This is a genomic window from Pseudomonas sp. FP597 (assembly GCF_030687435.1).
In the GTDB taxonomy this organism is placed as follows: domain Bacteria; phylum Pseudomonadota; class Gammaproteobacteria; order Pseudomonadales; family Pseudomonadaceae; genus Aquipseudomonas; species Aquipseudomonas lactucae.
Window position 1 is genome coordinate 669,466 of the sequence record NZ_CP117432.1, and the last position, 24,659, is coordinate 694,124.

Annotated in this window: 24 protein-coding genes; 13 read left to right on the forward strand and 11 right to left on the reverse strand. The window is 61.3% G+C overall.

Annotated elements, in window-relative coordinates; all coding sequences use genetic code 11:
* Position 1 precedes the first annotated feature (1 nt).
* Both pncB and PSH66_RS02925 read right to left on the reverse strand, forming a co-directional pair.
* On the reverse strand, positions 2-1,216 hold the full coding sequence (gene pncB, locus PSH66_RS02920; protein ID WP_003171388.1) for a nicotinate phosphoribosyltransferase: 1,215 nt from the start codon (positions 1,214-1,216) through the stop codon (positions 2-4).
* Between the two features lie 131 nt (positions 1,217-1,347).
* Positions 1,348-2,238, reverse strand: a complete 891-nt coding sequence (locus PSH66_RS02925) for a LysR family transcriptional regulator (protein WP_003171390.1) — start codon at positions 2,236-2,238, stop codon at positions 1,348-1,350.
* 154 nt (positions 2,239-2,392) lie between these two features.
* Here PSH66_RS02925 and PSH66_RS02930 point away from each other — a divergent pair, with 154 nt between their 5' ends.
* The 8 genes from PSH66_RS02930 (at position 2,393) to PSH66_RS02965 (ending at position 12,277) form a co-directional block, all read left to right on the forward strand.
* Positions 2,393-3,883, forward strand: coding sequence for an aldehyde dehydrogenase family protein (locus PSH66_RS02930; protein ID WP_305428329.1), 1,491 nt, complete (start codon positions 2,393-2,395; stop codon positions 3,881-3,883).
* 125 nt (positions 3,884-4,008) lie between these two features.
* Positions 4,009-5,292, forward strand: coding sequence for an FAD-binding oxidoreductase (locus PSH66_RS02935; RefSeq protein ID WP_003171393.1), 1,284 nt, complete (start codon positions 4,009-4,011; stop codon positions 5,290-5,292).
* A gap of 374 nt (positions 5,293-5,666) precedes the next feature.
* Positions 5,667-6,803 (forward strand): branched-chain amino acid ABC transporter substrate-binding protein, encoded by a 1,137-nt coding sequence (locus PSH66_RS02940; protein ID WP_003171394.1) that lies wholly within the window; start codon positions 5,667-5,669, stop codon positions 6,801-6,803.
* A 141-nt stretch (positions 6,804-6,944) separates the two neighbouring features.
* On the forward strand, positions 6,945-7,859 hold the full coding sequence (locus PSH66_RS02945) for a branched-chain amino acid ABC transporter permease (RefSeq protein WP_010213575.1): 915 nt from the start codon (positions 6,945-6,947) through the stop codon (positions 7,857-7,859).
* A 3-nt stretch (positions 7,860-7,862) separates the two neighbouring features.
* Positions 7,863-9,140 (forward strand): high-affinity branched-chain amino acid ABC transporter permease LivM, encoded by a 1,278-nt coding sequence (gene livM / locus PSH66_RS02950; RefSeq protein WP_003171396.1) that lies wholly within the window; start codon positions 7,863-7,865, stop codon positions 9,138-9,140.
* Positions 9,137-10,012 (forward strand): ABC transporter ATP-binding protein, encoded by an 876-nt coding sequence (locus PSH66_RS02955; RefSeq protein ID WP_003171398.1) that lies wholly within the window; start codon positions 9,137-9,139, stop codon positions 10,010-10,012. Before livM ends, PSH66_RS02955 begins: the two co-directional genes overlap by 4 nt.
* Positions 10,009-10,725 carry an ABC transporter ATP-binding protein gene (locus tag PSH66_RS02960; RefSeq protein WP_305428330.1) on the forward strand — a complete coding sequence of 239 codons (717 nt, stop codon included), beginning with the start codon at positions 10,009-10,011 and terminating at the stop codon, positions 10,723-10,725. Before PSH66_RS02955 ends, PSH66_RS02960 begins: the two co-directional genes overlap by 4 nt.
* 787 nt (positions 10,726-11,512) lie before the next feature.
* Entirely contained in the window at positions 11,513-12,277 is a 765-nt protein-coding gene (locus tag PSH66_RS02965) for an SDR family oxidoreductase (RefSeq protein ID WP_003171401.1), read from the forward strand.
* A 55-nt stretch (positions 12,278-12,332) separates the two neighbouring features.
* Here PSH66_RS02965 and PSH66_RS02970 read toward each other — a convergent pair whose 3' ends face one another.
* The 5 genes from PSH66_RS02970 to ureE form a co-directional block, all read right to left on the reverse strand.
* Positions 12,333-13,442 carry an AGE family epimerase/isomerase gene (locus tag PSH66_RS02970; protein WP_003171403.1) on the reverse strand — a complete coding sequence of 370 codons (1,110 nt, stop codon included), beginning with the start codon at positions 13,440-13,442 and terminating at the stop codon, positions 12,333-12,335.
* A gap of 172 nt (positions 13,443-13,614) precedes the next feature.
* Positions 13,615-14,187 (reverse strand): HupE/UreJ family protein, encoded by a 573-nt coding sequence (locus PSH66_RS02975; protein ID WP_003171405.1) that lies wholly within the window; start codon positions 14,185-14,187, stop codon positions 13,615-13,617.
* A gap of 23 nt (positions 14,188-14,210) precedes the next feature.
* On the reverse strand, positions 14,211-14,825 hold the full coding sequence (gene ureG, locus PSH66_RS02980) for an urease accessory protein UreG (RefSeq protein WP_017526387.1): 615 nt from the start codon (positions 14,823-14,825) through the stop codon (positions 14,211-14,213).
* A 19-nt stretch (positions 14,826-14,844) separates the two neighbouring features.
* Entirely contained in the window at positions 14,845-15,519 is a 675-nt protein-coding gene (locus PSH66_RS02985) for an urease accessory protein UreF (protein ID WP_141063021.1), read from the reverse strand.
* Positions 15,516-16,016 (reverse strand): urease accessory protein UreE, encoded by a 501-nt coding sequence (ureE, locus tag PSH66_RS02990; protein WP_003171412.1) that lies wholly within the window; start codon positions 16,014-16,016, stop codon positions 15,516-15,518. The genes PSH66_RS02985 and ureE overlap by 4 nt, the downstream gene beginning before the upstream one ends.
* 275 nt (positions 16,017-16,291) lie before the next feature.
* On the opposite strand from ureE, the gene PSH66_RS02995 reads away from it, so the two are divergent.
* The gene (locus tag PSH66_RS02995; protein WP_003171414.1) at positions 16,292-16,798 is read left to right on the forward strand and encodes a C40 family peptidase; all 507 of its coding nucleotides are present in this window, start codon (positions 16,292-16,294) and stop codon (positions 16,796-16,798) included.
* A gap of 4 nt (positions 16,799-16,802) precedes the next feature.
* Here the strand turns inward: PSH66_RS02995 and PSH66_RS03000 are convergent, their stop codons facing one another.
* Together PSH66_RS03000 and PSH66_RS03005 are read right to left on the reverse strand one after the other, a co-directional pair.
* Positions 16,803-17,435, reverse strand: a complete 633-nt coding sequence (locus tag PSH66_RS03000) for a TetR family transcriptional regulator (RefSeq protein ID WP_003171415.1) — start codon at positions 17,433-17,435, stop codon at positions 16,803-16,805.
* A gap of 150 nt (positions 17,436-17,585) precedes the next feature.
* Entirely contained in the window at positions 17,586-18,074 is a 489-nt protein-coding gene (locus PSH66_RS03005; RefSeq protein ID WP_305428331.1) for a hypothetical protein, read from the reverse strand.
* 346 nt (positions 18,075-18,420) lie between these two features.
* On the opposite strand from PSH66_RS03005, the gene PSH66_RS03010 reads away from it, so the two are divergent.
* Entirely contained in the window at positions 18,421-20,490 is a 2,070-nt protein-coding gene (locus tag PSH66_RS03010) for an AsmA family protein (protein WP_305428332.1), read from the forward strand.
* Between the two features lie 55 nt (positions 20,491-20,545).
* Here the strand turns inward: PSH66_RS03010 and PSH66_RS03015 are convergent, their stop codons facing one another.
* On the reverse strand, positions 20,546-21,076 hold the full coding sequence (locus PSH66_RS03015) for a bacterioferritin (RefSeq protein ID WP_003171419.1): 531 nt from the start codon (positions 21,074-21,076) through the stop codon (positions 20,546-20,548).
* A 176-nt stretch (positions 21,077-21,252) separates the two neighbouring features.
* Between PSH66_RS03015 and PSH66_RS03020 the strand changes: the two genes are divergently transcribed.
* A complete protein-coding gene (locus PSH66_RS03020) occupies positions 21,253-22,143 on the forward strand; it encodes a triacylglycerol lipase (RefSeq protein ID WP_305428333.1) in 891 nt (296 codons plus the stop codon).
* A 16-nt stretch (positions 22,144-22,159) separates the two neighbouring features.
* Here the strand turns inward: PSH66_RS03020 and PSH66_RS03025 are convergent, their stop codons facing one another.
* Complete coding sequence (locus PSH66_RS03025) at positions 22,160-23,056, reverse strand: DMT family transporter (protein WP_141063018.1); 897 nt, start codon at positions 23,054-23,056, stop codon at positions 22,160-22,162.
* A gap of 119 nt (positions 23,057-23,175) precedes the next feature.
* On the opposite strand from PSH66_RS03025, the gene PSH66_RS03030 reads away from it, so the two are divergent.
* Complete coding sequence (locus PSH66_RS03030; RefSeq protein ID WP_003171425.1) at positions 23,176-23,475, forward strand: PsiF family protein; 300 nt, start codon at positions 23,176-23,178, stop codon at positions 23,473-23,475.
* 162 nt (positions 23,476-23,637) lie between these two features.
* On the forward strand, positions 23,638-24,651 hold the full coding sequence (locus PSH66_RS03035; RefSeq protein ID WP_003171426.1) for an AI-2E family transporter: 1,014 nt from the start codon (positions 23,638-23,640) through the stop codon (positions 24,649-24,651).
* The last annotated feature ends 8 nt before the right edge of the window (positions 24,652-24,659 follow it).

Sequence of the window (24,659 nt, forward strand, 5' to 3'; positions counted from 1 at the left end):
TTCACTCCTTGCTGGAAATGGCAGGTACTTTGAAAACGTGACGTAAATAGGCGACAAAATTCGGGTCGGTGCAGTGGGTCTTGCCCGCTTCATCAGAGATTTTCGCGACGGGCTGGCCATTGCAGGCGGTCATTTTAAGCACGATGCTCATCGGTTCCACCCCTGGAATATCGCAGGTCAGGTTGGTGCCGATGCCGAAGCTCACATTAATGCGGCCACGCAACGCGCGGAAAATCTCCAGGGCCTTGGGCAACGACAGGCTGTCGGAAAACACCAACGTCTTGCTCATTGGTTCGATACCGAGCTTGTGGTAATGGGCGATGGCTTTTTCGGCCCACTGCACCGGGTCGCCGGAGTCGTGGCGCAGGCCGTCGAACAGCTTGGCGAAGTACAAGTCGAAATCGCCGAGGAACGCATCGGTGGTGATGCAATCGGTCAGGGCGATGCCCAGCAGGCCACGGTATTCGCGGACCCAGCAGTCGAGGGCGGCGATCTGGCTGTCGATCAGGCGCGGGCCGAGTTGCTGGTGGGCCATGATCCACTCATGGGCCATGGTGCCCAGGGGTTTCATGTTCAGCTCGCGGGCCAGGTGTACGTTGCTGGTGCCGACAAAGCGCCCGGGGAAGTCGTGCTTGAGCACATTGACCACCTCCTCCTGCACCCGGTACGAAAAGCGCCGGCGCGTGCCGAAGTCGGCCACTTGCAGTTCCGATAGTTCATCGCTGCCGGCATTCGCGGTCAGCCAGTCGAACTTGCGGTACAACTGCTCGCGGGCCTGTTCGAGGATCACGGTCTGGTAGCGGTAGCGGTTGCGCACTTCGCTGACGATGGCCAGCAGCGGTACTTCGAACAGGATCACATGCAGCCACGGCCCACGCAGGCGGATAAACAGCTCGCCGTTCTCGATGCCGGTCTGCACATAGCGCAGGTTGAAGCGAAACAGCCCCAGAAAGCGCAGAAAATCCGGCTTCATAAAACTGATGCGTTCCAGGAACCCCAGCTGGTCCGGGCTCAGGCTCAGCTCGGCGAGGCGCTCGATCTGGTAGCGGATCTCCGCCAGGTACGGGCGCAGGTCTTCGCTGTTACGGCAACGAAACTCCCATTCAACTTCCACGTTGGGGTAGTTGTGCAGCACCGCCTGCATCATGGTCAGCTTGTAGAAGTCGGTGTCGAGCAGGTTCTGCACGATGCGATCGGCAAACACACTCTCGCTCATAACGGGAATCTCCAGACGGGTCGGCGATGGCGCCGGCCTTTACGCGCAATTGAGGAAGGTGGCTAGTGGCGCATAGACCTGTGGGTTTTTGCCAGTGATTTTTTCGCCAAAGCTACTGACGCTATCGGGCACTAAATAACCTGAGCCATCATCCACTTCACAAAATCGCGCACCTTGGGCACTTCCGCCGAATGCTCCGGATACGCCAGGTAGTAGGCATCCTGGCTCGGCATCGCATGCTGCCAAGGGATCACCAACTTGCCGTCGGCCAGTTCTTCTTCCACCAGGAAGCGCGGCAGCAGCGCCACGCCACACCCCACCTGTGCCGCACGAATGCACATATAGAACGTATCGAAACGCGGCCCATGGTAGCTGTGTTCGGTCTGGTAACCCTGGCTGGCGAACCAGTCGTGCCAGCCCTGGGGGCGCGAGGCGTTTTGCAGCAACACCAACTCGCTCAGCTGCGTGGGGTCCGTCAGCGGCTTGGCCGGCAGGCTTTCCGGTGCGCACACCGGCACCAGTTCTTCGCTGAACAGCTTCAAGCTCTCGGTGCCGGGGCGTGACCCCTGGCCAAAATAGAAGGCCAGGTCGGCCTTGCCCTGCAGCAATTCGTCCGGTTCCTGCTCGTTACACAGGTCCAGGTGGATCTGTGGGTGGCGCAGGCGCCAGCCCTTGAGCCGCGGCACCAGCCAGCGTGCGCCGAAGGTGTAGGGCGTGGACACGCGCAGCACTTCGGTTTCGCCGCCGTAGGAGCGCAGGTAATGGGTGGACATCTCCACCTGGGTGAGGATCTTGCGCACTTCCACCAGGTACAAATCGCCCGCCGGAGTCATTTGCAGGCGGCGACGCACGCGGCGAAACAACAGGTGTTGCAGCAACTCCTCCAACTGCGCCACTTGTTTGCTCACCGCGCTCTGCGTGAGGTTCAGCTCCTCGGCGGCGCGGGTGAAGCTCAGGTGGCGGGTGGCGGCTTCGAAACACTGCAGGGCGGTGATCGAGGGCAAATGTCTTTTGTTCAGCACGGCGTGCCTCTTTTTATGCTTTGCATGAATAAACGGAATGATATCTCGCCTAATCGTCGTTTGTTGGCAAGTCTTGGGCCAGCTACAAATAAGGTCTGGATCGCCGTGCGTGTTGCGGCGCGATTTTTTGTACGCAGATTTGAAGGAGTGACCCATGGTTGCCGCATTGCTTGATCGTCTCGGGGTAAACCCGGCCCTGTACCAGGCGGGTAAACAGCCCGTGCATTCGCCGATTGACGGCAGCCGGATCGGCAGCGTGCACTGGGAAGGCGCCGCCGAGGTGGAGCAACAGGTCAGTCGCGCCGAGCATGCATTCGAGGCCTGGCGCAAAGTGCCGGCCCCACGTCGTGGCGAGTTGGTACGGCAATTGGGCGACATGCTGCGTGAATACAAGGCCGACCTGGGCGAGCTGGTGTCCTGGGAAGCCGGCAAGATCACCCAGGAAGGTCTGGGTGAAGTACAGGAAATGATCGACATCTGCGACTTCGCCGTCGGCCTGTCGCGCCAGTTGTACGGCTTGACCATCGCCTCCGAGCGCCCGGGCCACCACATGCGTGAAACCTGGCACCCGCTGGGCGTGGTCGGCGTGATCAGCGCCTTCAACTTCCCGGTCGCGGTGTGGGCGTGGAACACCGCCCTGGCCCTGGTGTGCGGCAACGCCGTGATCTGGAAACCGTCGGAAAAGACCCCGCTCACCGCCCTGGCGTGCCAGGCGCTGTTCGAGCGCGTGCTGAAGAACTTTAACGATGCCCCGCAGTACCTCAGTCAGGTGATCATTGGTGGTCGCGATGCCGGCGCTGCGCTGGTGGATGACCCACGCGTAGCGTTGATCAGCGCCACCGGCAGCACCCGCATGGGCCGCGAAGTCGCACCGAAAGTCGCCGCGCGTTTCGCCCGCAGCATCCTCGAACTGGGCGGCAACAACGCGATGATCCTCGGCCCAAGCGCCGACCTGGACATGGCCGTACGCGCCATTCTGTTCAGCGCCGTCGGCACCGCCGGCCAGCGCTGCACCACCTTGCGCCGCCTGATCGCCCATGAGTCGGTCAAGGAAGAAATCGTCACGCGCCTCAAGGCGGCCTACGCCAAAGTGCGCATCGGCCACCCGCTGGAAGGCAACCTGATCGGCCCGCTGATCGACAAACACGGCTTCGACAACATGCAGGACGCCCTGGCGCAAGCCTTGAGCGAAGGCGGCAAGGTGTTCGGCGGCAAGCGCCAACTGGAAGACACCTTCCCCAATGCCTACTACGTGTCGCCGGCGATTGTGGAAATGCCCGAGCAAAGCGACGTGGTGTGTACCGAGACCTTCGCGCCGATCCTGTACGTGGTCGGCTACACCGACTTCGCCGAAGCCCTGCGCCTGAACAACGCTGTACCGCAAGGCTTGTCATCGTGCATCTTCACCACGGATGTGCGTGAAGCCGAGCAGTTCATGTCGGCGGTGGGCAGTGATTGCGGCATCGCCAACGTCAATATCGGCCCGAGTGGCGCGGAAATCGGCGGCGCGTTTGGCGGTGAGAAAGATACCGGCGGCGGGCGTGAGTCGGGCTCGGATGCGTGGCGTGGGTATATGCGTCGGCAGACCAATACCGTGAATTACTCGTTGGAGTTGCCGCTGGCGCAGGGCATCACTTTCGACTGATCCCTCAAGTCGGAGTGAGATCAAAATGTGGGAGGGGCGGTGCGACGATTCGACTTGCTCCCTCTCACATACGATCGCATTACACATCAGGATTGTTGTTTGTTGGGTCTCATCGGAGTCTGGCAATGGCACTACGCGAAACATGTTTGTGGGAACATCTTACCCCCAGCCGGCCGGACCGTACCGCGCTCAAGGGTGAGGTCAACGTGGATGTGTGCGTGATCGGCGCCGGCATCACCGGTTTGTCGGCGGCCATTCATTTGCTGGAACAGGGTAAAAGCGTCGCCGTGCTCGAAGCCCATCGCACCGGCCATGGTGGCTCGGGGCGCAACGTCGGGCTGGTGAACGCCGGGCTGTGGATCCCGCCGGATGACATCGAAGCCGGTTTCGGCGAAGCGGTGGGCAGCCAGCTCAACCGCATGTTGGGCGCGGCGCCGTCGTTGGTGTTCAGCCTGATCGACAAGTACAACATCGATTGCCAATTGCGCCGCGAGGGCACGTTGCACATGGCGCACAACGCCCGTGGCGAGGCGGATTTGCGCAGCCGTGAAGAACAATGGAAACGCCGTGGCGCACCGGTGGAACTGCTCACCGGCCAGGCCTGCGAGCAGGCCACCGGCACGAAAAAGATCGCCGCCGCCTTGCTGGATCGACGTGCGGGCACGTTGAATCCAATGGCCTACACCTCGGGGCTGGCCACGGCCGCCGTCGGCCTTGGCGGGCAACTGTTCGACCATTCCCCCGTCACTCAACTCGAACGCCAGGGTTCGAACTGGTCGGTGCAGACTGCCCAGGGGGCAGTGCGGGCCGCACAGGTAGTCATCGCTTCCAACGCCTACACCGAAGGCGAATGGACCGACCTGCGGCGTAACTTTTTCCCCGGTTATTACTATCAGGTCGCGTCGGCACCGCTGACCGACGACGCCGCCAGACAAATCCTGCCTGGCGGCCAGGGATCGTGGGACACGCGTCAGGTATTGAGCAGCATCCGCCGCGACGCCGATGGTCGTTTGTTGCTCGGCAGCCTGGGCAACGGCAACCAGAAGCCGGCCTGGTTCCTCAAGGCGTGGGCCGATCGGGTGCAGCAGCACTATTTCCCGTATCTCAAATCGGTGCAGTGGGAATACACCTGGACCGGTTGCATTGCCTTCACCCCCGATCACTTGATGCGTCTGTTCGAGCCGGCGCCGGGCCTTGTGGCGGTCACCGGTTATAACGGGCGGGGCGTGACCACCGGCAGTGTGGTCGGCAAGGCGTTTGCCGACTATCTGTGTCACCAGAATCCCCAGGCGTTGCCGATTCCGTTCGCGCCCATGCAACCTTTGGCCGGCGTGGGTCTGCGTAGCTGTTTGTATGAGGCGGGATTCTCGCTGTATCACGCCGGGCAATGCCTGCGAATCGTGATCTGATCAGCGAAATACCGCGCAAAAGACCGCATCCCGTGCGCGGGCGCCTAATCTGTATTGGTGCAAGTCGTAGCAGTCGCGCACTGTAAATGTGCAGTTCCGTTACGCATGTTGTAACAAGTGCAGGAACAGTCGTTTATGCATCCGGTTGCAGGTGCGACCCGCAAGGGTTGTACTTTTTATGGCTGCCGGTTGCACCTCTGTGAGCTAGAGGGTTGCACGTACTGGCAAGCGGCAGCGAAACGCCTGTAATAACAATGACACCGTGTCTTTTTGAAGAATAAAAACGTACTGGCACGACGCTTGCTCTGAGCTTTCGGTGAAAGGTTTGAATGCAAGTTGTCGTGCCAAAAATCAAAAATATCGGAGCACCACTCATGTCCCAGACGTTTTACAAGAAAGGTTTTCTGGCCCTCGCCGTTGCAGCGGCGCTGGGTGTTTCTACGTTTGTTCAAGCTGATGTGAAGATTGGCGTGGCGGGGCCCATGACGGGCGCCAACGCGTCGTTCGGTGAGCAGTACATGAAGGGTGCCCAGGCGGCAGCCGAAGTCATCAACAAGGCCGGCGGCATCAACGGTGAGAAAGTCGTGCTGGTGGCCGGCGACGACGCCTGCGAACCCAAGCAGGCCGTGGCCGTGGCCAACCGTCTGGCCGACCAGGACAAAGTGATCGGCGTGGTCGGGCACTTCTGCTCGTCCAACACCATCCCGGCCTCCGAGGTCTACGACGAGGCGGGCATCATCGCGATCACCCCAGGCTCCACCAACCCACAAGTGACCGAGCGCGGCCTCGGCGCCATGTTCCGCATGTGCGGGCGTGACGACCAGCAAGGCATCGTCGCCGGCGACTACATCGTCGACGTGCTCAAGGGCAAGAAAGTCGCGGTCATCAACGACAAGGACACCTACGGCAAAGGCCTGGCCGACGCCACCGCTGCCCAGTTGACCAAGCGCGGCGTCAAGCCGGTGCTGGAAGAAGGCCTGACCCGTGGCGAGAAAGACTTCAGTGCCCTGGTCACCAAGATCCGCTCCCTGGGCGCCGACGTGGTGTACTTCGGTGGCCTGCACCCGGAAGCCGGTCCACTGGTCCGCCAGATCCGTGAAGCAGGCCTCAAGGACGTCAAGTTCATGTCCGACGACGGTGTCGTGACCGACGAACTGGTGGCCACCGCCGGCGGCGCGCAGTACGTCGATGGTGTGTACATGACCTTCGGCGCCGACCCGCGCCTGCTGCCGGACAGCAAGGCCGTGGTGGAAGAGTTCCGCAAGGCCGGTTACGAGCCTGAAGGCTACACCCTGTATGCCTACGCCTCGTTGCAGGCCTTGGCCGCCGGTTTCAACGGCGCCAAGTCCAACAAGGGCGAAGACGCCGCCAAATGGCTGAAGGCTCACCCGGTCAAGACCGTGATGGGCGAGAAGACCTGGGACGCCAAGGGTGACCTGAAAGTGTCCGACTACGTGGTTTACCAGTGGGATAAAGAAGGCAAATACCACCAGTTGGAAAAGCAGAAGTAAGCACAAGCACTAGAGATCCAATGTGAGAGGGGGCTTGCCCCCCTCCCATATTGGGACAGTGTGGTTATTGAGATCTGTCTTTTCCTCCAGAAGCGCCGCACACCCACCGGTGTGCAGGTGCTCACCGCGTGAGATTGCGTTATGGATGGTATTTTCCTGCAGCAACTGGTCAACGGCCTGACCCTCGGGTCGGTCTATGGCCTGATCGCCATCGGCTACACAATGGTCTATGGCATCATTGGCATGATCAACTTCGCCCACGGCGAGGTTTATATGATTTCCGCTTACCTCGCGGCGATCAGTCTGGCACTGCTGGCTTACTTCGGCATCGAATCCTTCCCGCTGCTCATACTCGGCACCCTGATCTTCACCGTGGTCGTCACCGGCGTGTACGGTTGGGTCATTGAACGGGTCGCCTACAAACCGCTGCGCAACTCCACCCGACTGGCACCGCTGATCAGCGCCATCGGTATCTCGCTGATCCTGCAGAACTACGCACAGATCGCCCAGGGCGCCAAGCAACAAGGCATCCCGACCCTGCTGGCCGGGGCCTGGCGTGTCGATATCGGCAGCGGGTTCGTCCAGCTCACCTACACCAAGGTGTTCATTCTCGTGGCGGCGTTCGCCGGCATGGCCTTGCTCACCTACGTCATCAAGTACACCAAGCTCGGCCGCATGTGCCGCGCCACCCAGCAAGACCGCAAGATGGCTTCGATCCTGGGGATCAACACCGACCGCGTCATTTCCTACGTGTTCGTCATCGGTGCCGCCATGGCCGCGTTGGCCGGCGTGCTGATCACTCTCAACTACGGCACCTTCGACTTCTATGCCGGCTTCATCATCGGCATCAAGGCATTTACCGCAGCGGTACTCGGCGGCATCGGCTCCCTGCCTGGGGCTATGTTGGGCGGGATCATCCTCGGTATCTCCGAGTCGTTGTTCTCGGGGTTGATCAACTCTGACTACAAAGACGTGTTCAGTTTCTCCCTGTTGGTGGTGATTCTGATTTTCCGTCCCCAGGGCCTGCTTGGTCGCCCACTCGTGGCGAAGGTGTAAAACATGTCTGCTGCCAAACCTATCGATATCAAGAAAAGTGTCGTCGATACGATCCTTGCCGGGCTGATTTCGTTGATCGTGTTCGGTCCGATCGTCGGCGTGGTCCTCGACGGCTACAGCTTCAACCTGGAACCGGCCCGCGTGGGCCTGCTGGTCGCCATCGTGATGGTCGGCCGCTTTGCCATGAGCCTGTTCCTGCAAACCCCCAAGGGCGTGAAGATCCTGCAGGGCTTCGAGAGCAGTGGCTCCGGCGTGCACGTGCTGGCACCGGACTACAAATCGCGGCTGCGCTGGATCATCCCGGCGCTGATCGTGATCGCCATCGTGTTTCCGATCTTCGCCAACAAGTACCTGCTCACCGTGGTCATCCTCGGCCTGATCTACGTACTGCTGGGCCTGGGCCTGAACATCGTGGTCGGCCTGGCGGGCCTGCTCGACCTGGGTTACGTGGCGTTCTATGCCATCGGCGCCTATGGCCTGGCGCTGGGCTACCAATATCTGGGACTGGGCTTCTGGACGGTGCTGCCATTGGCGGCCATCGCGGCGGCGCTGGCGGGGTGCATACTCGGGTTCCCGGTGTTGCGAATGCACGGTGACTACCTGGCCATCGTGACCCTGGGCTTCGGTGAAATCATCCGCCTGGTGCTCAACAACTGGCTGTCGTTCACCGGCGGGCCGAACGGTATGCCGGTGCCCTCGCCGACCTTCCTCGGGCTGGAGTTCGGCAAGCGTGCCAAGGATGGTGGCATTCCTTTCCATGAGTTCTTCGGTATCGATTACAACCCCAACATCAAGTTCATGTTCATCTATATCGTGCTGTTCCTGGTGGTGCTGGCCGTGCTGTACATCAAGCACCGCCTGACGCGCATGCCGGTCGGCCGCGCCTGGGAAGCCCTGCGTGAAGATGAAATCGCCTGCCGTTCCATGGGCCTGAACCACGTACTGGTCAAGCTCTCGGCGTTCACCATCGGTGCCTCCACCGCCGGTTTGGCCGGGGTGTTCTTTGCCAGCTACCAGGGGTTCGTCAACCCGTCGTCATTCACCTTCTTCGAGTCGGCGCTGATCCTGGCCATTGTGGTACTGGGTGGCATGGGATCGACCGTCGGTGTGGTGATTGCGGCGTTCGTGTTGACCGTGGCGCCGGAACTGCTGCGCAGCTTCAGCGAATACCGTGTGCTGCTGTTTGGCGTGCTGATGGTGGTGATGATGATCTGGCGGCCACGCGGCCTGATACGGATCAGCCGGACGGGTGTGACCCCACGTAAAGGAGTGGCACCATGAGCAAGGAAATCGTGCTGTCCGTGGAACACCTGATGATGCACTTCGGTGGCATCAAGGCCCTGAGCGATGTGAGCCTCAAGGTCGAACGCAACTCGATCTTCGCCCTGATCGGCCCCAACGGCGCCGGCAAGACCACCGTATTCAACTGCCTTACCGGCTTCTACAAAGCCAGTGGCGGCAAGATCGAACTCAACGTGCGCGGCAAGCAGACCAATGTGATCCAACTGCTTGGCGAACGCTTCCGGGCCACCGACTTCGTGTCGCCGAAAAGCTTTCTCAGCCGCGTGTACTACAAGATGTTCGGTGGCACCCACCTGGTCAACCGCGCCGGCCTGGCGCGCACGTTCCAGAACATTCGCCTGTTCAAGGAAATGTCGGTGCTGGAAAACCTGCTGGTGGCCCAGCACATGTGGGTCAACCGCAACATGCTGGCCGGCATCCTCAACACCAAGGGCTATCGCAAGGCCGAGAGCGACGCGCTGGACTGCGCGTTCTACTGGCTCGAAGTGGTCGACCTGGTGGACTGCGCCAACCGCCTGGCCGGTGAGCTTTCCTACGGCCAGCAGCGCCGCCTGGAAATCGCCCGCGCCATGTGCACGCGGCCGCAGATCATCTGCCTCGACGAGCCCGCTGCCGGCCTCAACCCCCAGGAAACCGAAGCCCTCAGCGCGATGATTCGCCTGCTGCGCGACGAACACGACCTCACGGTGGTGCTGATCGAACACGACATGGGCATGGTAATGAGTATTTCCGACCACATCGTGGTGCTGGACCACGGCAACGTGATCGCCGAAGGCGGGCCGGATGCAATCCGCAACGACCCGAAAGTGATCGCCGCCTACCTGGGCGCGGACGAAGAGGAGCTGGTATGAGCGCACCTATCCTCGAAATCAAGGACCTGGACGTGTTCTACGGCCCGATCCAGGCCCTGAAAAAAGTCTCGCTGCAGATCAACGAAGGCGAAACCGTCAGCCTGATCGGCTCCAACGGCGCGGGCAAATCCACCTTGCTGATGTCGATCTTCGGCCAGCCGCGGGCCGAGTCGGGGCAAATCATCTACAACGGCGTCGACATTACCCACAAGTCATCCCACTACATCGCCTCCAACGGTATTGCGCAGTCGCCGGAAGGGCGGCGGGTGTTCCCCGACATGACCGTCGAGGAAAACCTGCTGATGGGCACCATCCCGATTGGCGACAAGTTTGCCAGCGAAGACATGCAGCGCATGTTCGAGCTGTTCCCGCGCCTCAAGGAACGGCGTAACCAGCGCGCCATGACCATGTCCGGCGGCGAGCAGCAAATGCTCGCCATCGCCCGCGCGCTGATGAGCCGACCCAAGCTGTTGTTGCTGGACGAACCGAGCCTGGGGTTGGCGCCGATCGTGGTGAAACAGATCTTCGCCACCCTGCGCGAACTGGCATCCACCGGCATGACCATCTTCCTGGTGGAACAGAACGCCAACCACGCGCTGCGCCTGTCGGATCGGGCATATGTGATGGTCAACGGCGAGATTCGCCTGACGGGCACCGGTAAGGAATTGCTGGTAAACGAGGACGTGCGCAACGCCTACCTCGGCGGCCACTAGCCTAAATAACAACGCAATACCCCTGTGGGAGGGGGCTTGCTCCCGATAGCGGTGTATCAGTCAGCACATCTGATACTGACCTACCGCCATCGGGAGCAAGCCCCCTCCCACATTGGGTTTTAGGGTGCCCACAAGTGCGATCCCAAATTGTGGAAAACAAATCCGGCTACCTCCCAAAGCGCGACATATAGCCGCCGCAAATCCCTGTTTTGTCACCGTTTTGACTTGTCCCCATCCGCTGTGGAACCGGCTGTGGGTAACGTGGGAGTAGCTGGCTGAACGCCTTTAAAACCGTGGCTTACAGCGCGACGGTTGTTTTTTGATCAGCGACTTTTTCGCGACCGTCCAAGGGGTTTGTCAACCTGTTTAAAGACACAGGTATATGACCGGAATATGTCTGTTCAGCCTGTGGATAAGTCTGTGACTAAACTCTGGAAAGACCGCCGCAGAGGCCGGAATGACTGGCCTGGAGCCATCGTCTGGATTTCCACGCCATCGATGGGCCTACATACGCCCCCGCCAAGGTCAAGCAAAAAACTTTCTAAAATCGCCTGCAAGCCTTGTGAATAGAGGCCTGTGTGGTTTTGCACTTGCCCCCAAAGACTGTGGGCGCAGTTGTGGATAACCTGCGTGCATATCGCTACACACCACGGTTTATATGGCTTTGCCCGGCATGGTTAAAAAGTGATCAGTCGGGCGTAAAGAAGTGCGCACAGCGGTTGCCGCGACGGCGGGGTAAGGGCATTCTGCTGGCAACTTTTTTCCCGATGCCCGCAAGGAGAACACCATGTCCAACACGCTGTTTATTACTGGCGCCACTTCAGGTTTCGGCGAAGCCTGCGCCCGTCGATTTGCCGAGGCCGGCTGGAAACTGGTGCTCACCGGCCGTCGTGCCGAACGCTTGAATGCGCTGGTCGAAGAGCTTTCCAAGCAGACCGAAGTGCATGGCCTGGTGGTGGACGTGCGTGACCGCAAGGGCATGGAAGACGCCATCGCCAACCTGCCGCCGTCGTTCGCCACCCTGCGCGGGCTGATCAACAATGCCGGCCTGGCCGTGGGCACTGACCCGGCGCCCAAGTGCAGCCTCGACGATTGGGAGACCATGGTCGACACCAACATCAAGGGCCTGCTGACCACCACCCATCTGCTGCTGCCGCGCTTGATCGCCCACGGCCGTGGTGCCGGCATCATCAACCTGGGCTCCATCGCCGGCAGCTACCCGTACCCGGGCAGCCATGTGTATGGCGGCTCCAAGGCGTTCGTGAAGCAATTTTCGCTGAACCTGCGGTGTGACCTGCAAGGCACCGGCGTGCGCGTGACCAACATCGAGCCGGGCCTGTGCGAGAGCGAGTTTTCGCTGGTGCGCTTTGGTGGTGACCAGGCGCGCTATGACGCCACTTATGCCGGTGCCGAGCCGATCCAGCCGCAGGACATTGCCGACACGATATTCTGGGTCATGAACACGCCGGCGCATGTGAATATCAACCGCTTGGAGCTGATGCCGGTGAGCCAGACCTGGGCTGGGTTCGCCATCGAACGTGGGGCCAAGTAGGGCTTTAGATCGAATCGTTGCCATCGGGGGCTTGCCCCCGATGAGGCCCTGAAGATCACCCGAGATGCCGGATCAGCCCCTGATAGCAGGTCGCCAAATGATACGGCGTGGTCGACGGCATATCCCGCCGACTCACCTTGCCATTGGCATCCAGGCATTCATGCCAGCCTTGCTCATGCAGGAAATGCTGTTGCAGCGCGAGCAATTGGCGTTGCAACACCGCCTCACTGCCAGGCCGCAAGGTCAACGCCCGCAGGTATTCGGCCTGAGCCCAGATCCGTTGAGTACCGTCGCGCATGCTGCCATCGAGGGCGAGCATGCCGCTGACCGCACCGCTTGACTTATCCACGCCCGTTTCCTCGGCGTAGGCAAACGCCCGTGTCAGCGAGGCATGCAGCGCTGTGCCGCGCAGCACCGCCGACGATTCCAGCAAAAAGAACCACTCGAACTGATGCCCCGGTTCAAACCAGTTATCCACAGCGCCCAGCGGTTTCTCCATCATCACGCCGTGCTGGCGATCAATGAAGCGCTGCTGCATGGCCGTCGCCAGGTTGAGCAGGGCGGCCTGCACGTCGGCGTCTTCCCGTACGGCGAGGGTGGCGAGGAAACCTTCGGCCAGGTGCATTAATGGGTTTTGCAGCGGGCCCGACTTGAGGGACGACCAATTGCGCTCCAGCACGGCCTCGTACAGGCCATCGCCGGTGGCGAAACGCTGGGCCACCACTTCCAGGGCGGCATTGAGCACCGACTCTACCAATGGCTCACGCACCTTGGCCCAGTAATGAGCGCAGGCAAAGATGATGAAGGCGTGGGTGTAGAGGTCTTTGCGTTTGTCCTGCGGCTGCCCGGCCGGGTCGATGCTGTAGAACCAGCCGCCGTGCTCGGCGTCATGGAAGTGCCGTTGCAGGGAACGGAACAGTGCTGCGGCGCGTTCTTCGGCGAACGCGGCCCCCGGCTCGCCGATCAGGCTGGCGAACAGGTACAACTGCCGTGCGCAGGCCATCGCGCGGTAGCGTTGTGGGGGCAATGGCCGGTGATCGGCATCCAGCGCCTCGTAGGGCAGTGCCAGGTCGGCATTCCAGCCCGGGCCCTGCCAGAGCGGCACGATCAGCGTGTGGAAGTGCGTGAGCACGGTATTCAAGGCAGGCGGGGAAGCGATGGGCATTGGCTGGCGTCGTCACGGCAGGGGTGTTTGCCGCGCATGGTAGCAGGCTTGGGAACAGTGGTGTCTGTGTGACCGCTATCGGGAGCAAGCCCCCTCCCACATTCAGACTTGTGAACACAGTTCAAATGTGGGAGGGGCTTGCCCCCGATGAGGCCCTCCACTGCGCCGCGAATCAGCCCGCCAGCAACCAAGCCCCAGTCACCGCCGAAGCCGCCCCAGCCACCCGCACCAGCGGCGCCGCAGCAGCCGGCAGCCAACGCACCAGCGCATAACCCGCCGCGTGCAATACCGCAGTCGCACCGACAAACCCCGCCGCATACGTCCAAGGGCTGGTCATGTCCGGCAGTTCCAAGCCATGCGCCACACCGTGGAACAGCGCAAACAACGCCGTCGCGCCCACCGCCATGAACAATGGCGGGCGCACCGCCAGCGCCACGGCCAGGCCCAGGGCCAGCACCGAGGCGGCAATCCCGCTTTCCAGCGCCGGCAACGCCAGGCCTTCAAAGCCCAGCATGCCGCCGATCAGCAGGGTGCCGACAAAGGTACACGGCAGCACCCAGCGGGCAGCGCCTTTTTGCTGCGCCGCCCACAGGCCGACCGCGAGCATGGCCAGCAAGTGGTCGATGCCGCCCAGTGGATGGCTGATACCGGCCACCAGGCCGTTGTCGCCGTGGCCCGGATGAGCGAAGGCCAGGGCCGGGGTGAGCAGCAAGGCAGCGGCTGCGAAGAGTTTTTTGAGGCTCATGAGCAGATTCCTTATGGGTTGATTTATGCGGCGGTCAGCAAGCCCTGGCGTTCGATAAAGGCGACGATGTCATCCAGTCCTACGCCGGTTTTCTGGTTACTGAACACAAAGGGTTTGCCGTTGCGCATGCGCTGGGTGTCGCTGTTCATCAGTTCCAGCGAGGCGCCGACCAACGGCGCGAGATCGATCTTGTTGATCACCAGCAGGTCGGATTTGCAGATTCCCGGGCCGCCCTTGCGCGGTAGCTTGTCACCGGCCGACACATCGATCACATAGATGGTCAGGTCGGACAGTTCCGGGCTGAAGGTCGCCGACAGGTTGTCACCACCAGACTCCACCAGGATCAGGTCCAGGCCGGGGAAGCGGCGGTTGAGCTGGTCCACCGCCTCCAGGTTGATCGAGGCGTCTTCACGGATCGCTGTGTGCGGGCAGCCGCCGGTTTCCACGCCGATGATGCGCTCCGGCGCCAGGGCCTCGTTGCGCACCAGGAAGTCGGCGTCTTCGCGGGTATAGATGTCGTTGGTCACCACCGCCAGGTTGTAGCGGTCGCGCAAGGCCAGGCACAGGGCCAGGGTCAGTGCGGTCTTGCCGGAGCCGACCGGGCCGCCGATGCCGACGCGCAGAGGTTGTGTGTTCATGTGCTTCTCCAAAAAGGTCTTAGGAACGGAACAGGCGGCTGTACTGGCGCTCATGGGCCATGCACGCCAGGGACAGACCGAAAGCGGCGCTGCCCAGATGCTGAGGGTCGATGCGAGCGGCATCCTGCTGGGCTTGTTGCAGCAGCGGCAGCAGTTCGCTGGTCAGCCGCTGGGCGGCCTGCTGGCCCAGGGGCAGGGTTTTCATCAGCACGGCCAATTGGTTTTCCAGCCAGCTCCACAACCAGGCGGCAAGGGCGTCATCGGGACTGATGGCCCAGGCACGCGCGGCCAGGGCCCAGCCCAAGGCGAGATGCGGCTCATGGCGTTGTTCAAGAAAGCTGCGGGCTGCGTCGTCCAGTTCCGGCAAACCATTGAGCAACTGCTGCAGGGAATAGCCCATCTGGCGGCTCTCCTGATACAGCTCGCGGGTTTCGCGGCTGGCTTGATGCGCTTGGCACAGTTGCGCCAGCGCCGGCCAATCCTGCTCCGCCGCGGCGCGGCAATGGGCAAGCAACAACGGCGCCTCGAAACGCGCAAGGTTGAGCAGCAGCTGGTCGCTGATCCAGCGGCGGGCACTGGCCGCATCATTCACGCGGCCATCGTCCACCGCCATTTCCAGGCCCTGGGAATAGCTGTAGCCGCCAATCGGCAATTGCGGGCTGGCCAGACGCAGCAGCGCCCAGGCTGGGTTCATACCCGCACGCCGAACTGATGCAGCTTGGGCGGATAGTTGAAGTCTTCATCGCCATGGCGCGAATGATGATGACCGCCGCCATAGGCGCCGTGTTCCGGCTGGAATGGCGCTTCGAGGGTTTCGGTATGGGCGCCCAGCTGTTCGAGCATGGCTTTGAGCACGTAATCATCGAGCAGGCGCAACCAGCCATCCCCGACCTGCAACGCCACATGGCGGTTGCCCAAGTGATAGGCCGCACGGGTCAGTTCAAAGGCGCTGGCGCAGGTGACGTGCAGCAGTTGTTCAGGCCGGGCGCACACGCGTACGACACGTCCGTCTTCAGCTTGTAGGAATTCACCATCATGCAGCGGTGGCTGACCGCGTTCCAGGAACAGACCGACGTCTTCACCGTCGGCACTGAAACAGCGCAGGCGGCTTTTGCTGCGGGCCTCGAAATTCAGCAGCAACTCAGCGGCCCAGAGGGGTTGGGGGGCGATTCGGCGGTGGATCACCAGCATCAGGAAGCTTCCAGCTATGAGCGATGAAACAGCTAGAGCAAGGGGCTTGCCAACCGTGCCGGGGTACCGCAAACGCCTGTGGATAAGCGCGTTGATGCCACCAAACAGGGCGCGGGAAATTTCTGACGTGAACCAGATTGGTGCGCCAAGGCCTGCGATGCACTCCCTGTGGGCATTTCGGATATTTCCTACACCTGCTCAGGATTTCGCGTTCAAGCCCTTGCCCAGCCGATCATTAGTCTGTGCGCCGTGTTTAACCCACTGCGACGTTCATCATGATCAAGTCATTTCTCTATCTCATCCTGGCCAGCCTGTCTTTCGTCGTTACCTCGGCGTCGGCTACCTATCAACCTCGCGCCGACTTCGGCTCCTCGCTGCACAGCCTGCCGTCGTCTTCCATCGACGACGTGATCGACCGCGCGCACGAGTTGCTGGGCACGCCTTACAAGTGGGGCGGCAATTCGGTGGAGCAAGGGTTCGATTGCAGCAGCTTGCTGGTCTACCTGTTCAAGACCCAGGCCAATATCAAAATCCCGCGAACCACGGCGGCAATGCACCGGTCAACGGCCGCCACCATCAAGCGCAGCGCGCTCAAGCCCGGCGATGCGGTGTTTTTCAAGGGGAACGGACGCGGTCAGGTCAGCCATGTCGGCCTTTATATTGGCGAGGGTAAATTCATCCATTCGCCGCGTACCGGCAAAAACGTGCGTATCGATTCACTGAGCAATAGTTACTGGAACAAGCACTACACCACCGCCAAGCGTTTTCATACGCAGGGCTGATCGACTATTCGGTGCTGCCCAGGCCCTGCCAATGCTTGAGGCCGATGAAGATAAACCGCAGTTGCTGGGTGATTTTTGCCTGGGGCGTGAGGTGGGCAGGCAGGGCGTGAGGCGGTGGGTCGATGATGTCGGGGAGGGTGGCGAACACGCTTTTGACGATCAGGTCGGCCATCACGTGCAGGCCGTCGGCATTCAGGTGCTGCAGCTTGGGCATCAACGTCAGGTCGGCGGCGAGGTCGCGGGTGATGTCCTCGCGCAAGGCGGCGATGGCCTGGCGCACGGCCAGGCAGCCGCCGTATTGCTCGCGGGCCAGGAACAGGAACTGGGAGCGGTTGGCCGACACCACATCGAGAAAGATCCGCACCGAGGCGTCGATAATGCCGCCCATCACGAATTCGTTGTGGCGCACCAGGCGAATCGTGGCGCGGAAGGTCTGCCCGACCTCACTCACCAATACCAGGCCAAGCTGGTCCATATCGGCAAAGTGTCGGTAAAACCCGGTGGGAACGATGCCGGCCGTCTTCGCCACTTCACGCAGGCTCAAGCTGCCAAACCCACGGCCACACTCCATCAAATGGCGGGCTGCGTCCATCAGGGCGAGGCGGGTCTGTTGCTTTTGTTCGGCGCGGGGCAGCATGGGCGGGCGAGCTTTGTGGTCAAGTACAGCGACGCACTCTAGCAAAACCGCTTCGCTGGCGTCGAACTTGGCGGGGGGAGACGTGACGCTTACTGCAAAAAGTCAAAAGCCCGATCGACTGATCGGGCTTTTTTCTGGGCCACCACAGGGTTAGCTCTGTGCTTGATGCATTTCTTCCAGGCGGTCGGCACCACCTTCGGCAACGGCATTGCGTTCCAGCAGACGATCGGCACCCCCTTCGGCGACAGTGTTGCGTTCTTGCAGACGGTCGGCACCCCCTTCGGCGACAGTGTTGCGTTCTTGCAGACGGTCGGCACCACCCTCGGCGACAGTGTTGCGTTCTTGCAGGCGATCAGCGCCACCTTCAACCAGGCCTTTCTGTTCCAGGCGGTTACGGCCGTTTTCGGTCACGCCTTCGGCATAAGCACGTTTGTTGGCGCGGTCCGAACCACTTTCAGCGACGGCGCCTTTGGCGTAGTCACGGTTCTCATCTTCTTGCGAGCCGCTGCGAGCCAGGGTCTGGTTGAAGTGCGCGGCGTCGGCTTTGACTTGTGGGGTGACTTGTTCGGCGGCTGGCAGGGCAAAGGCACTGGAAGCCAGGATGGACAGTAGAACGGTAGCGAGTACTTGGCGTTTCATGATGGGTTGCTCCTTGGGAGGGCGATAAAGTGGGTACGGGGCTAATGCTACTCTCGATAAGTCGATATAAAAGTTCATAAACACAATGGTAATAATCAACAGAATTGATTGTTCCCGCCGGAGGCTCTAGCACGCGCCTCTCAAGCACGCGGTTTTGCACCGGGGTGGGTATTTTCGACACGTGCCCGGGTAACAATGGTGCGCCGTTGATGATTGAATGTGTCTGGTCGATCAGGAAAATGGCTTTTTGCGATTAAATTGACCGCAGGGCTAAACCCCCAGGCGGTTTGCCAGTCGTACCCTTATGAACAGTCGTTCTGCTAGCCGTGTTGAGGAGCTTTGTGCAATGACGCGCACCCGTAAAATCGTTGCCTGGATCTGCGCCAGCTTCGTTCTGTTAATCGCTGTCGCCGTGTTGTTCCTGGTGTTTTTTGATTGGAATCGCATCAAGCCGCCCCTCAACGCCAAAGTCTCCGAAGAGCTGCATCGTCCGTTCGCTATCAATGGCGACCTCGCCGTGGTGTGGCGGCGCGAGCCCGATGAAGGCGGCTGGCGCGCCTGGGTGCCGTGGCCTCACGTGATTGCGCAAGACCTGACCCTGGGCAACCCCGACTGGTCGAAAAAACCGCAGATGGTCACGCTCAAGAAAGTCGAACTGCGTATTTCACCCCTGGCCCTGCTGGTGCAGCGCGTGGTCATCCCGCGTATCGACCTCACCGAGCCGAGCGCCGAGTTGCAGCGCCTGGCCGACGGCCGCGCCAACTGGACCTTTGAGTTCGATCCCAAGGACCCGGACGCCGAGCCTTCCAGCTGGGTGGTGGACATTGGTGCCATCGGCTTCGACAAGGGGCATGTGACGCTCGACGACCAAACCCTCAAGACCCAACTCGATGTGATCGTCGACCCGTTGGGCAAACCCATCCCCTTCGGTGAGATCGTCGGCGACGCCGATGCCAAAAAGGCCTTGGAAAAAGGCGCCGCGCCGCAGGACTACGCGTTTGGTCTCAAGGTCAAAGGCCAGTACCACGGCCAGAAACTCGACGGCGCCGGCAAGATCGGCGGCCTGCTGGCCCTGCAGGACGCGGCCAAGCCATTCCCGCTGCAGGCCCAGGTGAACATCGCTGACACCCGCATCGCTCTGGCCGGCACCCTGACCGACCCCCGCAACCTTGGCGCCCTTGACCTGCGCCTGAAACTGGCAGGCGCAAGCCTGGGCAACCTGTACCCGCTGACCGGCGTGACCCTGCCGGATTCGCCGGCGTATTCCACCGATGGTCACCTGATCGCCAAATTGCACGAAGCCGATGGCGCGTCATTTCGCTATGAGAATTTCAACGGCAAGATCGGCAACAGCGACATCCACGGCAACCTCGCCTATGTCGCCAGCCAGCCACGGCCCAAACTCAGCGGCGCGCTGGTGTCCAACCAGTTGCTGATGGCTGACCTTGCGCCCCTGATCGGTGCCGATTCCAACGCCAAGCAAAAGGCCCGTGGCGGAGCAAGCAAACAACCGGCGACCAAAGTACTGCCGGTGGAAGAGTTCCGCACCGAGCGTTGGCGTGACATGGATGCCGACGTGGAATTCACCGGCAAGCGCATTGTGCACAGCGCCGACTTGCCCTTCACCGATCTCTACACGCACTTGGTGCTCAACGACGGTGAGCTGAGCCTTGTGCCCCTGCGCTTCGGCGTGGCCGGTGGCAAGCTCGATGCGCAGATTCGCTTGAACGGCCGCATCACACCGATGGAGGGCCGCGCCAAACTCACCGCGCGTAACTTCAAGCTCAAGCAACTGTTCCCGACCTTCGAGCCCATGAAGACCAGCTTCGGTGAACTCAACGGCGACGCCGATATTGCCGGGCGCGGCAACTCCGTCGCGGCGCTGCTGGGCAGCTCCAACGGTGACCTGAAGATGCTGATCAACGACGGCGCGATAAGCCGGGGGCTGATGGAAATCGCCGGTCTCAACGTGGGCAACTACGTGGTGGGCCGCCTGTTCGGCGACAAGGAAGTGAAGATCAACTGCGCCGCCGCGGACTTCGGCATCAAGACCGGCCTGGCAACCACGCGGCTGTTTGTGTTCGATACCGAGAACGCCATCATCTACATCGATGGCACGGCGAACCTGGCCACCGAGCAACTGGACCTGACCATTAACCCGGAGTCCAAGGGCTTTCGCCTTTTTTCGCTGCGCTCGCCGCTGTACGTGAACGGGCCGTTCATCAAGCCCAATGCCGGGGTCAAAGCCATTCCATTGGCGCTGCGAGGCGCAGGCATGGTGGCGCTGGGCGTGATTGCCGGGCCTGCCGCTGGCTTGCTTGCACTGGTCGCGCCCAGCGGTGGAGAGCCCAACGAATGCGCGCCGCTGCTGCAACAGATGAAGGAAGGCAAGGCGCCGAAAACCGTGAAGGGCTGACTGACGAAACACAGATTCAACTGTGGGAGGGGCAAGGCCCCTCCCACCTCAGGTGTTACAGATCCTGCAGGATGTCCGCCATGTCATCGGCGTGTTCTTCTTCCTGGGCCAGGATGTCTTCGAAGATGCGACGGGTGGTCGGGTCTTTGTCACCGATGTACTGGATGATCTCGCGGTAGCTGTCCACCGCGATGCGCTCGGCCACCAGGTCTTCGTAGACCATTTCCTTCAAGGTATTGCCCGCGACGTACTGCGCGTGGGAGTTCTTCGACAGCAGGTCGGGGTTGAATTCCGGTTCACCGCCCAGTTGCACGATGCGCTCGGCCAGTTTGTCGGCGTGCTCGGCTTCCTGGGTCGCGTGTTCCAGGAACTCATCTGCGGCGATGCCTGCCTTGAGGCCGTTGGCCATGAAGTAGTGACGCTTGTAGCGCAGCACGCAGACCAGCTCGGTGGCCAGCGACTCGTTGAGCAAGCGGATGATTTCCTGGCGGTCGGCGTCGTAACCTTCGGTCACGGCGCCATTTTCGACGTTCTGGCGGGCGCGGCTGCGCAGGGTAGCAACGTCGGTCAATTGGGCTTGAGTCATTTCAATCTCCTGGGGCTAATCCGGTTTTACGCCACGCTCTGCCGGCGTGATCGCTCCAGGTTGTGAGTCTTGCGCACAGCAAAAAGTTTTATTGGATTTAGCCGCATGTGTCATAAGCGCGTCGTGCGCGGCGGCTACGCTGCACTCATCCTTTTGTGATCAAGGACGTTCGCTTCATGGCGCAGTTGTCAGCCACGCGTTATCCCCTGGTGCTGGTGCCCGGCATGCTCGGCTTCGTGCGCCTGGGGTGGTTTCCCTATTGGTACGGCATTGTCCCGGCGCTGCGAGCGGGTGGGGCGCAAGTGTTTCCCGTGCAGGTGGCGCCGCTGGATTCCAGCGAAGTGCGCGGTGAGCAGTTATTGGTGCAGATCGAGCGCATTCGCCTTGAGACCGGCGCCGACAAGGTCAACCTGATCGGGCATAGCCAGGGCGCGCTCACCGCGCGTTACGCGGCGGCCAGACGCCCGGAGTGGGTGGCGTCGGTGACGTCGGTGGCCGGACCCAACCACGGTTCTGAGTTGGCGGACCATATCCATGCCCATTACCCCGTCGACGGCGCCAAGGGTCGCCTCATGAGCGCGCTGTTTCATCTGGTCGCCTGGGTGATGGGCGTGCTGGAAACCGGCTATCGGGGGCCGCGTTTCAAGGCTGACCTGCGCGCCTCGCACCTGTCGCTGACGCGCGAAGGCGTGGCGCTGTTCAATCGCCAGTACCCCCAGGGCTTGCCCGAGACGTGGGGCGGGCAGGGCGCCGAGCTGGTCAATGGCGTGCGCTATTACTCCTGGTCCGGCACGTTGCAGCCGGGCATCACCGACAGTGGCCGCAACCTGTTCGACGGGACCAACCGCAGCTGCCGTTTGTTCGCGCGCAGTTTTGTGCGCGAAAAAGGCCAGTGCGACGGCATGGTCGGGCGCTATAGCTCACACCTGGGGCGGGTGATTGGTGATGACTATGCGCTGGACCATTTCGATATCGTCAACCAGTCCTTGGGGCTGGTGGGCAAGGGCGCCGAGCCGATTCGCCTGTTTGTGGAGCATGCGCAGAGGTTAAAGGCCGCCGGGGTGTAGCAGGAACACCGTGTCATCATTCATCGCAGGCACGCCTGACCTTGCGGCCAACCGGCGTCGTCCAGCGCTCCGACAGAATCACCCCGCCCAGGGTCAGCAAACCGCCCACCAGGTGATACAACGCTAACGCTTCTTTCAACACGACCGCCGCAATCAGTGCGGTTATCAACGGCAGCAAGTTGAAAAACAATGTGGTGCGGCTTGGTCCCAACGTCTTCACCGAATGCATCCAGGCCAACGGCGCGAGCATCGAGGCCAGCAGGCAGGCGTACAGCACCAGCGGGATATTCGCCCAGCCCAGACCGGCTTTGGCCGAAAACAGGAACAGCGGAAACAGCACCACCACCGCCACCAGTATCTGCAGATACAGCAGCACCAGCGGCGGCAGGCGCAGTTGCCATTTTTTCAGCAGGGTGCTGTAGACCGCGTAGGCGAGGGTTGCCACCAGCATCATGCCGTCACCCAGGTTCACCCCATGTTGCAGCAACCCGCCCAGGCTGCCGGCTGACACCACCACGGTCACGCCGGCAAACGACAGCACGGCACCGGTGAGGGCGCCGAAGGTCAGGCGCTGGCCGAGGCTGATGATCGCCGACGTCAGCGCCATCAACGGCATCAGTGACAGGATGATGCCCATGTTGGTGGCGCTGGTCAGCGACGCGGCGTAATACGCCAGGCTTTGGTAAACGGCCATGCCCAGCACGCCGAGGATGACGATCCTGCCCAGGTTCGGGCGAATCTGCGCCCAATGGGCGATCACCGGCTTGAGCATGAATGGCGTGAACAGCAATGCTGCCAGCAGCCAGCGATAAAAACCGATCTCCGAGGGGAAGATCGAGCCCACGGCCAGTTTGTTGACCACGGTGTTGCCGGCCCAGATAAAAATGGCCAGCAAGGGATACGCGTATTGCATGACATCGCCATACAGAGGAATGAGCGGGGATTATCCTCTCTTCGCGGGAAGGTGTAACAGGATTTGGCTACACTCTCGAAAGGCCACGCCCCTCGGCGTGGTAACCGGGAGAAAACTCCATGAAGATGCTGCGTATACCGTTGTTGATGATGGGCCTGTTGCTGTGTTCCCAAGGCTTCGCCGCCACCGCCCAGCAAAACAAAATGACCACCTGTAATGCCGAAGCCACCACCAAGACGCTCAAAGGCGACGAGCGCAAGGCCTTCATGAAGACCTGCCTGTCGGCCCCGGCGGCCAATGACGCCAAGACCCTGACGCCGCAGCAGCAGAAAATGAAGGATTGCAACGCGTCGGCGAAAACCAAGGCGTTGGCCGGCGATGCGCGCAAGACATTCATGAGCACCTGCCTCAAGGGCTGACCCCGATTTAGCAGGCGCTGGAAAACAAGTGTGGGAGCAAGTCGAATCGTCGCACCGCCCCTCCCCTCCCACACTTGATCGCATTCGCACCTTCAGCTCTCGCTTGATTTCTGGAACGCTGGCAGACTGCCCATCCTTTAACGCCGTTCGTTTTGAGGCTGTATGCCAACGTTTCCTCAGCGTCATGTGTTGTTGCTGGCCAGCTACATCATTATCTTCGGCGGATTGCTGCTGGTCCTGCCGCTCAAACTACTGCCCAGCCTGCTGGCCGGCCTGTTGGTCTATGAACTGGTCAACATGCTCACCCCCCAACTGCAACGGCTGATCGAAGGCCGCCGCGCGCGCTGGCTGGCGGTGGCGTTGCTCGGTACCCTGATTGTCAGTGTGCTGGCCCTGATCTTCGCCGGTGCCATCAGCTTCCTGCTCCACGAAGCGGAAAACCCTGGCGCCTCCCTCGATAAGTTCATGGGTGTGGTCGACCGCGCCCGCGGCCAGTTGCCGCCGTTCCTCGACGCCTACCTGCCCGCCAGTGCCGCGGAATTTCGCGTGGCCATCGGCGAGTGGCTGAGCAAGCACCTGAGTGAACTGCAATTGGTCGGCAAAGACGCCGCGCACATGTTCGTCACCCTGCTGATCGGCATGGTGCTCGGTGCGATCATCGCCCTGCAACGCATCCCCGACCTGACCAAACGCAAGCCCCTGGCCGCCGCGCTGTTCGACCGTCTGCACCTGCTGGTCCAGGCCTTTCGTAACATCGTCTTTGCGCAAATCAAGATCGCCGCGCTCAACACCGCATTCACTGCGATATTCCTCGCCGTGGTGCTGCCGCTGTGCGGCATCCACCTGCCCCTGACCAAAACCCTGATCGTACTGACCTTCCTGCTCGGCCTGCTGCCGGTGATCGGCAACCTGATGTCCAACACCCTCATCACCATCGTCGCGCTGTCGCTGTCGATCTGGGTGGCGGTGGCGGCATTGGGGTATTTGATCGTGATCCACAAAGTCGAGTACTTCCTCAACGCACGCATTGTCGGCGGGCAGATCAGTGCCAAGTCGTGGGAGTTGTTGTTGGCGATGCTGGTGTTCGAAGCCGCATTCGGCTTGCCGGGAGTGGTGGCGGGGCCGATTTATTATGCGTATTTGAAGAGTGAGTTGAAGCTGGGTGGGATGGTTTGATCGTGTTC

Bases quoted from the DNA above. Each gene is read 5' to 3' on its own strand.
- PSH66_RS03035 (WP_003171426.1), top strand. From the start codon at position 23,638: ATGCCAACGTTTCCTCAGCGTCATGTGTTGTTGCTGGCCAGCTACATC.
- PSH66_RS02975 (WP_003171405.1), bottom strand. From the start codon at position 14,187: ATGAGCCTCAAAAAACTCTTCGCAGCCGCTGCCTTGCTGCTCACCCCG.
- PSH66_RS03015 (WP_003171419.1), bottom strand. From the start codon at position 21,076: ATGACTCAAGCCCAATTGACCGACGTTGCTACCCTGCGCAGCCGCGCC.
- PSH66_RS03005 (WP_305428331.1), bottom strand. From the start codon at position 18,074: ATGAAACGCCAAGTACTCGCTACCGTTCTACTGTCCATCCTGGCTTCC.
- PSH66_RS02940 (WP_003171394.1), top strand. From the start codon at position 5,667: ATGTCCCAGACGTTTTACAAGAAAGGTTTTCTGGCCCTCGCCGTTGCA.
- PSH66_RS03025 (WP_141063018.1), bottom strand. From the start codon at position 23,056: ATGCAATACGCGTATCCCTTGCTGGCCATTTTTATCTGGGCCGGCAAC.
- PSH66_RS02930 (WP_305428329.1), top strand. From the start codon at position 2,393: ATGGTTGCCGCATTGCTTGATCGTCTCGGGGTAAACCCGGCCCTGTAC.
- ureE (WP_003171412.1), bottom strand. From the start codon at position 16,016: ATGCTGGTGATCCACCGCCGAATCGCCCCCCAACCCCTCTGGGCCGCT.
- pncB (WP_003171388.1), bottom strand. From the start codon at position 1,216: ATGAGCGAGAGTGTGTTTGCCGATCGCATCGTGCAGAACCTGCTCGAC.
- PSH66_RS03030 (WP_003171425.1), top strand. From the start codon at position 23,176: ATGAAGATGCTGCGTATACCGTTGTTGATGATGGGCCTGTTGCTGTGT.
- PSH66_RS03010 (WP_305428332.1), top strand. From the start codon at position 18,421: ATGACGCGCACCCGTAAAATCGTTGCCTGGATCTGCGCCAGCTTCGTT.
- PSH66_RS03020 (WP_305428333.1), top strand. From the start codon at position 21,253: ATGGCGCAGTTGTCAGCCACGCGTTATCCCCTGGTGCTGGTGCCCGGC.
- PSH66_RS02995 (WP_003171414.1), top strand. From the start codon at position 16,292: ATGATCAAGTCATTTCTCTATCTCATCCTGGCCAGCCTGTCTTTCGTC.
- ureG (WP_017526387.1), bottom strand. From the start codon at position 14,825: ATGAACACACAACCTCTGCGCGTCGGCATCGGCGGCCCGGTCGGCTCC.
- PSH66_RS02985 (WP_141063021.1), bottom strand. From the start codon at position 15,519: ATGAACCCAGCCTGGGCGCTGCTGCGTCTGGCCAGCCCGCAATTGCCG.
- livM (WP_003171396.1), top strand. From the start codon at position 7,863: ATGTCTGCTGCCAAACCTATCGATATCAAGAAAAGTGTCGTCGATACG.
- PSH66_RS03000 (WP_003171415.1), bottom strand. From the start codon at position 17,435: ATGCTGCCCCGCGCCGAACAAAAGCAACAGACCCGCCTCGCCCTGATG.
- PSH66_RS02935 (WP_003171393.1), top strand. From the start codon at position 4,009: ATGGCACTACGCGAAACATGTTTGTGGGAACATCTTACCCCCAGCCGG.
- PSH66_RS02955 (WP_003171398.1), top strand. From the start codon at position 9,137: ATGAGCAAGGAAATCGTGCTGTCCGTGGAACACCTGATGATGCACTTC.
- PSH66_RS02960 (WP_305428330.1), top strand. From the start codon at position 10,009: ATGAGCGCACCTATCCTCGAAATCAAGGACCTGGACGTGTTCTACGGC.
- PSH66_RS02945 (WP_010213575.1), top strand. From the start codon at position 6,945: ATGGATGGTATTTTCCTGCAGCAACTGGTCAACGGCCTGACCCTCGGG.
- PSH66_RS02970 (WP_003171403.1), bottom strand. From the start codon at position 13,442: ATGCCCATCGCTTCCCCGCCTGCCTTGAATACCGTGCTCACGCACTTC.
- PSH66_RS02965 (WP_003171401.1), top strand. From the start codon at position 11,513: ATGTCCAACACGCTGTTTATTACTGGCGCCACTTCAGGTTTCGGCGAA.